The 11,023-nt window shown below is 72.7% G+C and carries 11 protein-coding genes; 5 read left to right on the top strand and 6 right to left on the bottom strand.

Going from position 1 to position 11,023, the window contains the following annotated elements:
• The first annotated feature begins 26 nt into the window (after window positions 1-26).
• Window positions 27-542 carry a hypothetical protein gene (locus VNL12_RS14520; RefSeq protein WP_325595659.1) on the top strand — a complete coding sequence of 172 codons (516 nt, stop codon included), beginning with the start codon at window positions 27-29 and terminating at the stop codon, window positions 540-542.
• A gap of 80 nt (window positions 543-622) precedes the next feature.
• Window positions 623-976 carry a VOC family protein gene (locus VNL12_RS14525; RefSeq protein ID WP_325595669.1) on the top strand — a complete coding sequence of 118 codons (354 nt, stop codon included), beginning with the start codon at window positions 623-625 and terminating at the stop codon, window positions 974-976.
• Window positions 977-1,157: 181 nt separating this feature from the next.
• On the opposite strand, the gene VNL12_RS14530 is transcribed toward VNL12_RS14525, so the two are convergent.
• The 3 genes from VNL12_RS14530 to VNL12_RS14540 form a co-directional block, all read right to left on the bottom strand.
• Entirely contained in the window at window positions 1,158-1,820 is a 663-nt protein-coding gene (locus tag VNL12_RS14530; RefSeq protein ID WP_325595660.1) for a hypothetical protein, read from the bottom strand.
• Window positions 1,821-1,936: 116 nt separating this feature from the next.
• The gene (locus tag VNL12_RS14535) at window positions 1,937-2,308 is read right to left on the bottom strand and encodes an RNA-binding S4 domain-containing protein (RefSeq protein WP_325595661.1); all 372 of its coding nucleotides are present in this window, start codon (window positions 2,306-2,308) and stop codon (window positions 1,937-1,939) included.
• Window positions 2,309-2,448: 140 nt separating this feature from the next.
• Window positions 2,449-3,948 carry a wax ester/triacylglycerol synthase family O-acyltransferase gene (locus VNL12_RS14540; protein ID WP_325595662.1) on the bottom strand — a complete coding sequence of 500 codons (1,500 nt, stop codon included), beginning with the start codon at window positions 3,946-3,948 and terminating at the stop codon, window positions 2,449-2,451.
• Between the two features lie 469 nt (window positions 3,949-4,417).
• Between VNL12_RS14540 and VNL12_RS14545 the strand changes: the two genes are divergently transcribed.
• The gene (locus VNL12_RS14545; protein WP_325595663.1) at window positions 4,418-5,587 is read left to right on the top strand and encodes an XdhC/CoxI family protein; all 1,170 of its coding nucleotides are present in this window, start codon (window positions 4,418-4,420) and stop codon (window positions 5,585-5,587) included.
• A gap of 190 nt (window positions 5,588-5,777) precedes the next feature.
• Here the strand turns inward: VNL12_RS14545 and VNL12_RS14550 are convergent, their stop codons facing one another.
• The 3 genes from VNL12_RS14550 to VNL12_RS14560 form a co-directional block, all read right to left on the bottom strand.
• Complete coding sequence (locus tag VNL12_RS14550; RefSeq protein WP_414654905.1) at window positions 5,778-7,568, bottom strand: carboxyl transferase domain-containing protein; 1,791 nt, start codon at window positions 7,566-7,568, stop codon at window positions 5,778-5,780.
• 158 nt (window positions 7,569-7,726) lie between these two features.
• Window positions 7,727-8,659: a cation diffusion facilitator family transporter gene (locus VNL12_RS14555; RefSeq protein ID WP_325595665.1), complete on the bottom strand. Its 933-nt coding sequence runs from the start codon at window positions 8,657-8,659 to the stop codon at window positions 7,727-7,729.
• A 203-nt stretch (window positions 8,660-8,862) separates the two neighbouring features.
• Entirely contained in the window at window positions 8,863-9,003 is a 141-nt protein-coding gene (locus VNL12_RS14560) for a hypothetical protein (protein WP_325595666.1), read from the bottom strand.
• Window positions 9,004-9,088: 85 nt separating this feature from the next.
• Here VNL12_RS14560 and VNL12_RS14565 point away from each other — a divergent pair, with 85 nt between their 5' ends.
• Window positions 9,089-10,819: an NAD+ synthase gene (locus tag VNL12_RS14565; RefSeq protein WP_325595667.1), complete on the top strand. Its 1,731-nt coding sequence runs from the start codon at window positions 9,089-9,091 to the stop codon at window positions 10,817-10,819.
• Window positions 10,820-10,822: 3 nt separating this feature from the next.
• Window positions 10,823-11,023: phosphoribosyl-ATP diphosphatase (hisE, locus tag VNL12_RS14570; RefSeq protein ID WP_325595668.1), on the top strand; the 201-nt coding region annotated here is incomplete at its 3' end.

The raw sequence follows: 11,023 nt of genomic DNA on the forward strand, positions 1-11,023 counted from the left end.
GCCCCACCCGGTGGCAGGATGCGGAGATGACGAACGAGCGGTTGGAGGTCCAGCGGACGATCGCCGCGGACCCGGCGACGATCTTCGGGCTGCTGTGCGACCCGCAGGGCCACGTGGACATCGACAGCTCCGGGATGTTGCTCGACGCGACGGGCGAGCCGGTGACCGCTGTCGGCGACAGCTTCGTGGTGCACATGGACCGTGAGGCCCTGAACGACTACCCGCTGGGCCGCTACGACGTGACGGTCACCATCTCGACGTTCGTGCCCGAACGCGAGATCGCGTGGACGATCCTCGGCCAGATCCGTCCGCCGATCGGTCACATCTACGGCTACCGGCTCGAACCCGTCGACGACGGCACGCTCGTCACCTCGTACTACGACTGGTCGTCCATCGACCCGGTGTGGAGGGAGGCGGGGATCTTCCCGGTTCTCTCCGACACGGCGCTGCGGGCCACCCTCGGGATCCTCACCCGCACCGTGACCCGCCGCGGCACCGGCGGCTCGGCGCGAGCGGCCGACATCTCGGAGCGGGACCGATGAGTTCCGCCTGCTCGCACCGTCTACGGGCCATGACTGATCCCACACCAACCCCGCCCACCCTCTCGAACATCGGCGTGGCCATGTTCGCCGTCGCCGACCAGGATGCGGCCCTCGCCTTCTACACCGACATGCTCGGCTTCGAGGTGCGCGGCGACACGCGCTTCGGTGAGCACGACGAGATGCGCTGGCTGGAAGTGGCCCCGCCCGGGTCACGGGCGCGGCTCGCGCTCAACCCACCGATGGGCGGCGAGCCCGGCGGCGGCTCGATCGGTGTGGAGACACCGGACGTCCTGGGCGAGCACGCGCGCCTGAGCGCCATCGGCGGCATCGACATCGATCCGGAACCGATGCGCACCCCCGGCGCCCCGCTGATGTTCATGCTGCGCGACCCGGACGGCAACCACATCGTCGTGGTGGAGGAGCCCGCCCCCTAGCTCACCGACGACCAGGAGAAGCACCGCCGGCCCGCGCGGTGGCGTCATCCACCCTCGTGGCGAAGATACTCCCGAGGCCTGATCCCGGGGCCTGTGCCTCGACCGACACGCGCACCGTCGACACCGACGCAGTCTGGCAGCCTCCCGGAAACGCGCTGGATCCGCTCGGCTCGGGTTCAGGTCAGCTCGGGCTGAGGCGGCGCCGGAGCTCCACGTAGACGGTGGTGCCGACGATGGACTCGAGCTCCTCACCCAACGACTCGACCACCGGCCGGTCACCGACGTAGGCCTCGGGTCCCTCAGTGCAGCACCAGTGCATCTCGTCGCCGTCCTCGTTCCAATCGGCCCGGGTCCAGCCCCGCACGGTGGCGACCTCGGTGTTCGTCTGCTCGCCGGGCTCCCACTCGACCTTCAAGGGCAGCTGCCAGCAGACCGACGGCTTCCACTCGAGCGGGGGCTCATCGGCGTCGAGGGCGGCGAGGTGCAGGGCGCAACCCTCACCGCCCTCGAACCCGGGGCGGTTCAGGAAGATGCAGGCCCCGTCGACCACCCGGGTGCTGAGACGTCGCTCGTCGGCGAACACCCCGTCGGTGGCCGCCTGAGCGTGGTGCTCGAACCGCTTCGGCTCGAGCATGGCGGCATACGCGCTCACTCGGGCGCCCTCGTCGGGCCCGTCGAGCTCGGCGCCGACCGAGCAGCACCCCTGCTTGAGCTCCGGCGTCGGCTCGGCGCGGATCCCGAGGCAGCCGCGGCCCCAGATGCAGGTCCAGCGCGAGCGCAGGAAGTCGGCCTCGAAGCGCCACGTCACGTCGCCCTCGGCGATCTCCTCGAACGGTCCGTCCACGCCTCCGAGCCTACGGTGGGTTCCGAGGCCCGCGAGGGCGACCAGCGGCCAGGGCGAGCCCGAGCCTGCGGGCAGGTCCGGCGGCGCCACGGCGACGCGAAGCGGATCGGACGAGGTCAGTCGTCGTCGCGGGCGCGGAGGCGGTCGGTCTGGCGCCGGTCCCGCTTGGTCGGACGGCCGGCGCCGGGTTCGCGCGCGGCGACCGGCGGTACTCGGTCGACCTCGGGCAGGGGCGGGGTGTGGTCGACGAGGCAGCCGTCCGCCACCGACGCCCCGACCCGCTTCTCGATCACCCGGGTGACCTCGACGGTGCGGTCGACGCCGTGGACCCGCGCCTCGACCCGGTCGCCGACCGCGACCGCCGTGGCCGCCTTGGCCGGGCGGCCGTCGACCCGGACGTGGCCGCTCCGGCACGCGGCCGCGCTCTCCGCCCGGGTCCGGAACAGCCGCACGGCCCACATCCAACGATCGATCCGGGCCGTCTCCACCGCCCCATCATCGTCGACCGGTCCCCTTCACCGAACTGGTCGGGGATCCGGGGGCCGGAGCACCCGATCGCCCTACCAGTTCGCAGGATGGGGGGCCGGCCGGGCCTGTTCGGGGGCCGGCCGACCGTGGCGCGATCGAATCAGGGCGTGACCTCGACGCCGGCGGCCCCGCCCAACACCGCGAGCTCCTCGACGATGGCGTCGACCATGTCCCAGAGGTCGGGCACCAGCTCACGGCAGGCGACGAGGCCCACGTCGAGGGTGTCGCGGTAGCTCTGCACGGTGATGTTGAGGCCCTGGCCGTCGACGACGGTCGACACCGGGTAGTAGTGCTCCAGCTCCGCCCCTGCGGTGTAGAGCGGCTCGCGAGGGCCGGGCACGTTCGACACGACCAGGTTCACCGGCGAGGAGAAGCGCCCGGTCAGGCGCAGCGCGGTGCGCATGGCCTGGGAGAACACCGCCGGCGGGGCGAACTGGGTGAAGTCGGTGAGCGACTCGGCCGGCACCGCGTCGAAGATGCCCTTGGCGCCCATCATGGCCTCGTGCACCCGGCGCACCCGCTCAAGGGGGTCAGCCTCGTCAGTGGGCAGCGAGGCGAAGATCGCCGAGACCCGGTTGGTCCACCGCTCGGCCTCCTCACCGGTGCGGATCGACACCGGCACCATGGCCACCAGCGCTTTGTCCGGCAGCGCGTCGTGGTCATCGAGCCAGCGCCGCAGCCCGCCCGCGCACATGGCCATCACCACGTCGTTCACCGTGGCCGCCATGGCGTTCTTCACCTGCTTCACTGCGGCGAGCGACGTCGAGCGGAAGGCGAAGCGCCGGTGGGCGGTGATGGTCTGGTTGAACGGGGTCGGCGGCGCCATGCCGCGAGGCAGGGGCCCGGCGACCTGTCCCTCGGGGGAGCGTTCGCGACCGACGTTGAGCACTGCGCCCAACGGTCCTCGCAGGTTGGAGCGCAGCTGGTTGGCGGCCGCCACCATCACCGGGTTGCGGGTGGCGCGGCCGACCTCGCGAGCGGTGCGGGCGCCGAGCACCAGCGCCCGCCCCGGCTTGCGCACCAGGCCGACCGCGGCGGTGACGAGGACGGCCGGGTTGCTGCGCGACGACTCGGGGATCGAGGTCTCGTCGGGGCCGGCGTCCTGGCTGGCGTCGCCGTCGCGGCTGTCGTCGAGCATCATCGAGAGCAGCTCGGCCCCCGAGGCCCCGTCGACCGTCGCGTGGTGGATCTTGGTGAGGATGGCGAAGCGGTCATCGGGCAGCCCCTCGATGACGTAGCTCTCCCAGAGCGGGCGGCGCCGGTCGAGGGGCCGCCCGATGATGCGGGCGACCAGCTCGCCCAGCTGGTGATCGCCGCCCGGAGGCGCCACGGCGGTGTGGCGCACGTGGTACTCGATGTCGAAGTCGGCGTCGTCCTCCCAGTACGGGTGGTCGAGTCGGAAGGGCACGTCGCGCACCCGGCGCCGGAGGGGTTCGAGGCGGTGCAGTCGCCGTTCGATCTCGTCGCGCCAGCGGGTGAGCGGGTCGTAGCCGGGCTCGTCGGGCGGACGGCGGTAGATCGACAGGCCCGAGACGTGGCCGAACTGGGTGGCCGTCTCCATGTAGAGGAACGTGGCGTCGAGCCCGGTCAGCTGCTTCAAGGGGTGCCTCCGAACATGTGACGGGCGCCACCCTCGCACCTGCCCTCTTCGCCCGCAACGTCGACCTGCGGCGACCAGCGGTGACGATCCACAGATGGAGGTACCCGAACTGGTAGGCGACCTGGGGGTGGGGACGCCCGATTCCGATACCGGTTCGGACCGGGCTGGTGAACCCGCTCAAGGCGGCGCCCGGCTACAAAGCCCCTCGTGCCGGGGATGGCCGCCGCGCTGGCCCACGTCGACACGTTCGTGGCGGCCACTCCCCCGCCGCCCGGGAGGACCTCGCTGCGCTGCTCGCCACGTTGGGCAATGCTGGAGGCTGTCGCCCGACCCTTCGAGAGGAGCAGCGCCGCATGAGCCACCGCTCGAAGCTCACCGCGGCGCGCCCTGGGACCGCGACCCGCACCGTTCCCGCCGCCCCCCGGACCATCGGCACGGGCCGCGCCGGAACCCGTTCGGTCGATGCCCGGTGAGGGACATCCTCGACGCCATCGAGGGCTGGCTCGCCGCCGGCCGAAGGGTGGCCCTCGGTCGGGTGATCGACCTGGAGGGATCGGGCCCACGCGACCCCGGCGCGGCGATGGCCGTGAACGAGGACGGCGAGGTCGCGGGTTCGGTCTCGGGCGGCTGCGTCGAGGGCGCGGTGGTGGCCGAGGCCCTCGACCTGCTGGGCGGGACCGGACCCGGGTTCGGCCTATGGCCGCAAGGGGAGCCACCGACGTCGGATGCCCCGCCCGGTGAGCCCCGCACCGTGACCTTCGGCTACTCCGACGACGACGCCTTCGCCGTCGGGCTCACCTGCGGGGGCACGGTTCGGTTGTTCCTCGAGCCGCTCGACCGGGCCGGCGGCCTCGGGGCGCTGCTCGCACGGGTCGGTGGCGACATCCGCGCTCGGCGGCCCCTGGCGGTGGCGACGGTCGTCGACGGGCCCGGGCTGGGCCGCACCCTCATCGTCGGGTCCGACGGAGACACCGATGGCACCCTCGGCGATCCCGGCCGGGACCACGCCGTCACGCGCGACGCCCTCGGCGAGCTCGGCGTGGCTCGCAGCGGCATCCGTCACTACGGACCGCGAGGCGAGGCCGACGAGGCGGCGATCACGGTGTTCATCGAGTCCTTCGCCCCGCCCCCCGAGATGCTGGTCTTCGGCGCCGTCGACTTCACCGCTGCCCTCACCCGGGTGGCCCGGACCCTGGGGTACCGGGTCACGGTCTGCGACGCCCGGGAGGTGTTCGCCACCGCGGCCCGCTTCCCGGCGGCCCACGAGGTCCTGGTCGACTGGCCCCACCGCCTGCTCGAAGTGGTCGGTGACCGACTCGGACCCGGCGACGCGGTCTGCGTGCTCACCCACGACCCCAAGTTCGACGTCCCCGCCATCCGGGCTGCCCTCGACACCAGTGTCGGCTACATCGGGGTGATGGGCAGCCGCCGCACCCACGATCGCCGCCTGGTCCGCCTGGCCGAGGAGGGCGTCACCGACCCGGCCGACCTGGCCCGCCTGCACTCGCCCATCGGCCTTGACCTCGGTGCCCGCACCCCGGAGGAGACGGCGGTGGCCATCGTGGCCGAGATCATCGCCCTGCGCTCCGGTCGGCCCGCCCCCCACCTGCGCGACACCAGCGGACCGATCCACGGCTGACACCCACTCCTCGAGGTGCCGTCGGGCGCCCCGGCGGGGGCTTCCGGGCGTGCGGGTACCGTCACGGCCTCTGGCTAGCGGTCAAGGCCCTCACCCCGCAGATGGAGACCTACGAGCGGCGCACCGAGCGCGACATCGGCGTCTTCGGGCTCCAGCGGCGCCGCTGACCGTGACGGCGGGCCCCGAGCCGCTACCAGGTGTCGATGTTCGGGCGGTGGGAGCGATCGTGGCTGTCGCGGATCGGGGCGGCGAGCAGCACGGTGGTCATCCAGCGCCGGGTGTCGGCAGGATCGATGACGTCGTCGATCTCGAACTGGGCGGCAACGTTGGTCGCCTTGCCGTGCTCGTAGGCGGCGGTGACCATCTGGTCGAAGAGCGCCTGGCGATCAGCAGGGTCGGTCTCGGCCTCCAGCTCGGCGCGGAAGCCGAGCCGCACCGCCCCTTCGAGGCCCATGCCGCCCAGCTCGCCGGTGGGCCAGGCGATGACGAACTCCGGCGCCTTGAAGCTCCCGGCGGCCATGGCCTGCGCGCCGAGGCCGTAGGCCTTGCGCAGGATCACCGTGGCGCACGGCACCGAGAGGTTGGCGCCGGTCACGAACAGCCGGCTCATGTGGCGCACCGAGGCCGCCTCCTCCGACGCCGGGCCCACCATGAAGCCAGGGGTGTCGCAGGCGAAGAGGACGGGCAGGCCGTGAGCGTCGCACAGCTGGAGGAACCGGGCCGCCTTGTCGGCGCCGTCGCTGTCGATGGCGCCACCGAGGTGGGCCGGGTCATTGGCCACCAGGCCCAAGGGGCGACCCTCGACGCGCGCCAGCGACGTGATCACCCCGGGGGCGAAGCCCCCCCGCAGCTCGAGGCGGGAACCGTCGTCGACGAGGGTGTCGAGCACGGCCCGCACGTCGTACACCCGCAGACGGTCCTCTGGTACGAGGTGGCGCAGCGCCCGCTGGTCCGTCGCGCTCCAGTCGTCGATCGGGCCCTGGAAGTAGGAGAGGTACCGCGCCGCGACAGCCACCGCCTCAGCGTCGTCGGCCACGGCGATGTCGACCACGCCGTTGGTCACCTGGACGGCGATGGGCCCGATGTCCTCCGGCGCGTAGGCGCCGAGCCCCCCGCCCTCGATCATGGCCGGGCCGCCCATCCCGATGTTGGCCTCGGCGGTGGCGATGATGACGTCGCAGCAGCCGAGGAGGGCGGCGTTGCCGGCGAAGCAACGGCCCGAGGCGATGCCCACCAGTGGGACCGTGCCCGACAGCCGGCCGAAGAGGTTGAACGCCAGGCAGTCGAGTCCCGAGACCGCGGTCGTGTCGGTGTCGCCCGGTCGTCCGCCGCCGCCCTCGGCGAAGAGCACGACGGGGAGGCGCTGGCGCTCGGCCAGCTCGAAGAGGCGGTCCTTCTTGCGGTGGTTCTGGAAGCCCTGGGTGCCGGCCAGCACGGTGTAGTCGTAGGACGCCACCACGGCGCGGGCCCGATCGGCTCCGACGGCGGCGGCGTTCACCGTGGCCACCCCGCCGACGAGGCCGTCGGCGGGCGTGCGGGCGATGAGGTCGTCGAGCTCGCGGCGGCGGCGCTGGGCGGCGATGACGAGCGGCCCGTACTCCACGAACGAGCCCTCATCGACGAGCTCCGCGATGTTCTCCCGCGCCGTGCGCCGGCGGCCGGAGTGGCGGCGGGCGACCACGTCGGGGCGGCCCTCGTCGAGCCCTGCACGGTGGCGGGCGACCACCTCGTCGAGATCGGCCCGTCGGGCGTCGAGGTCGAGCCTCGGTCCTTCGTCCGTCGCCCCGGCCTCCTCGGCCCCGGGACGGATGCTCGCCACCCGTGAACCCGCCGCCACCTGGTCGTCGACCGCGAGGTCGAGCGTCACCACCGTGCCGGCCACCTCGGCGGTGATGTCGTGGTGCATCTTCATCGACTCGACGACGGCCACGACCTGCCCGGAGCGCACCGCGTCGCCCACACCGACGCGCACCTCGACCACCAGGCCTTGCAACGCTGAGGTGACGACCTCGTCGGGGGGCGTGAGGGAGCTCATGGCCGCCGAGGATGCCATGCCCGGGACGGCGCGGACCGCCCGAGGCCAGGACGGCCCGAGCTCCGCCCGCCGGGGCACGGTCCGGTCGCGGCGCGGGGCACCGGCTACCAGGCGACCTCGGTGCAGCCGACGTGGGTCTCGGGCTCGACCTGGAAGGTGGCATGGTCGATGGCGAACCGCTCCTGGAGGAGCGTCCGGGCCCGGTCGAGGACCTGGTGGGCGTCGGCGTCGGTCGTGGTCATCAGGTGTGCCGAAGCGGCGTCCATCTCCGAGGTGAGGGTCCAGACGTGGAGGTCGTGGACGTCGACCACGCCGGGGAGGGCGCCGAGCTCGCGCTCGAGGGAGTCGACGTCGAACCCGTCCGGTGCCGACTGGAGGAGGATCCCGACGGCCCGGCGGCCGAGCCGGTAGGTGCGGGGGAGGATCCAGAGCCCGATGGCGGCCCCGACCACCGGATCGACCCACGTCCACCCGAAGGTGAGGAGCAGGACGCCGGCGACGATGGCCCCGACCGAACCCACGGCGTCGGCCACGACCTCCAGGTAGGCGCCTTCGACGTTGAGGTTCTCCTTGGCCCCCTCGCGCAGGAGCATGAAGGCGACGAGGTTCACCACCAGGCCGAGCACGGCGACGACGAGCATCGGCGCCGCCAGGACCTCGGGCTCGTCGGTGACGCGGCGAGCGGCCTCGACCAGCACGTAGATGGCCACGCCGAAGAGCAGGAGGGCGTTGACGAAGGCGGCGAGGATCTCCAGGCGGTAGAGCCCGAAGGTGTGGCGGGAGGCGGCGTCGGGACGCCGGGCCTCGTGGCGCGTGGCGAGGCGGATGGCGGTGAGGGCCAGCCCGAGCCCGATGACGTCGGTGAGCATGTGCCCGGCGTCGGAGAGCAGGGCCAGCGAGTTGGTCAGGACGCCGCCGACGGCCTCGACCACGAAGAACGTGGCGACCAGGGCGAAGCTCACCAGCAGGCGGTTCCAGTGCGCGGCGCCGGACCGGGCCAGCGACGGCTCGTGGCGGTGCCCGTGGTCGCCGCTCACCGGTGCACGACGCACCCGGTCACATCGACCTGGGCGACCTTCGCCGGGCACCGATGAGCGATGACGGCTCCCCAAGCTCCGCCGTCAGAGGGCCCGTGCCGCCTGGCGCCGTCCGGTCCTGCCATCACACATGCGAACTTACGCATGAGTCGTCGCCAGCGCAACCCCGGCGCCGTCGACGGCGGCGCAACCAGGACCTTGGATCAGGTATCGGGCCCGCCGGGCGGTGCCGGGTCCTTCGGACGCCGCGACGACGACACCGCCAAGACGATGACCACCACCGGCAGGATCAGCAGGGCCACGATCACCAGCAGGATGAGCAGCTCTGGGGCTCCGAGGTTCATCCGGTGACAGTAGCGACGGCCTTCCTGGTCATGCCGAGAGGTGATCGGGAGGGAGTGCCGCCAGGCCGGTCGTTACGCTGTCGCCGTGGCCCGCCTGCGCATCGCCGCCTGCCAGATCGACACCTGCGTCGGCGACCTCGACGGCAACGTCGAGCGCATCCTCGCCGCCTACCGGACCGCGTCGGACCACGGCGCCGACATCGCCGCCTTCCCCGAGCTGGCCATCACCGGTTACCCGCCCGAGGACCTCCTCCTCAAGCCCGGCTTCGTGGACGCCAACCTCCAGGCGCTCCAGCGGGTGGCCGAGGCCACCGGCGACTGCATGGCGGTCGTCGGCTTCGTCGACCTGACCCGCGACCTCCACAACGCGGCGGCGATCTGCGCCAGGGGCGAGCTGCGGGGCGTCTACCGCAAGTGCGAGCTGCCCAACTACGGGGTGTTCGACGAGCTGCGCTACTTCGCCCGGGGCCAGGAGCCCGAGGCCCTGTACTCCGTGCGGGGCGTCCCCATCGGCGTGTCGATCTGCGAGGACGCCTGGAACCCGTCGGGGCCCATCGCCGACCAGGCCGACAGCGGCGCCCAGGTCGTCATCAACATCAACGCCTCGCCCTACGCCGAGGGCAAGCTGGCCCGCCGCGAGCGCATGCTGGCGACGCGGGCGGCTGACGCCAGCGCCGCGCTCGTCTACGTGAACCAGGTCGGGGGCCAGGACGAGCTCATCTTCGACGGCGGGTCGATGGCCTTCGCCTCCGACGGCACCCTGCTGGCCCGCGCCCCGCAGTTCGTCGAGGACGTGCTCATCGTCGACGTCGAGATCGGCTCGGTCTACCGCAAGCGGCTGCTCGATCCCCGGGGGCGCCCGGTCGACGAGCAGCTGCCGCTCGTCGAGGTCACCCCGACCACGGTCGTGCCTGGCGAGCCGCCCGCCCACCCCGACGGCCCGGTGGCGAGGCAGGCCCCCACCCTGGACCCCGACGACGAGGTGTGGGCGGCGTTGGTGACCGGCACCCGCTCCTACGTCGAGAAGAACGGGTTCTCCGACGTGGTGATCGGGCTGTCGGGGGGCATCGACTCCTCGATCGTCGCGGTGCTCGCCGTCGACGCCCTCGGCGCGGCGCGGGTGCACACCGTCGCCATGCCGTCGCGGTACTCCTCGGCTCACTCCGAGAGCGACGCCGCGACGCTGGCCGCCCACCTCCGCGTCGATCACCGCACCGTCGCCATCGAACCCGCCCACCAGGCCGTGCTCGACATGTTGGCCCCCTCCTTCTCCGGCTGCGAGCCGGACCTCACCGAGGAGAACCTCCAATCCCGCATCCGGGGCCAGGTCCTCATGGCCCTGTCGAACAAGTTCGGGTGGCTGGTGCTGAGCACCGGCAACAAGAGCGAGGCCGCCGTTGGCTACGCCACGCTCTACGGCGACACGGTCGGCGGGTACGCCCTCATCAAGGACGTCCTGAAGACCCGGGTCTTCGCCCTGTGCCGGCGCCGCAACGAGCGAGCCGGCCACGCCCTCATCCCCGAGAGCGTGTTGACCAAGGCGCCCTCGGCCGAGCTGCGCCCCGATCAGCGCGACGACCAGAGCCTGCCGCCCTATGAGGTGCTGGATCCGATCCTGCACGCCTACATCGAGCTCGACCGCACCGCGTCGGAGATCATCGCCGCCGGCCACGACGCCGAGACGGTGAAGCGGGTGACCCGACTGGTCGACGGCGCCGAGTACAAGCGGCGCCAGTCGCCGCCCGGGCCGCGCGTGACCGACAAGGCCTTCGGCAAGGACCGTCGCCTGCCCATCACCAACGGCTTCCGGGGCTGACGGGTGGCGACCTTCGACGAGCTCTACGAGACGCTGCTCTCGCGGGCTGCGACGCGGCCGGAGGGGTCGGCCACCGTCGCCGCCCTCGACGCCGGGGTGCACGCCATGGGCAAGAAGGTCATCGAGGAGGCGGGCGAGGTGTGGCTGGCGGCCGAGCACGAGGACGGCGAGGCCCTCGCCGTGGAGATCTCCCAGCTGCTCTAC

This window comes from Iamia sp., from assembly GCF_035575815.1.
Classification (GTDB): domain Bacteria; phylum Actinomycetota; class Acidimicrobiia; order Acidimicrobiales; family Iamiaceae; genus Iamia.

What these genes read in the sequence shown, in the direction of transcription:
- VNL12_RS14560 (WP_325595666.1), bottom strand. Translation starts at nt 9,003, where the DNA reads ATGAACCTCGGAGCCCCAGAGCTGCTCATCCTGCTGGTGATCGTGGCC.
- VNL12_RS14525 (WP_325595669.1), top strand. Translation starts at nt 623, where the DNA reads ATGTTCGCCGTCGCCGACCAGGATGCGGCCCTCGCCTTCTACACCGAC.
- VNL12_RS14520 (WP_325595659.1), top strand. Translation starts at nt 27, where the DNA reads ATGACGAACGAGCGGTTGGAGGTCCAGCGGACGATCGCCGCGGACCCG.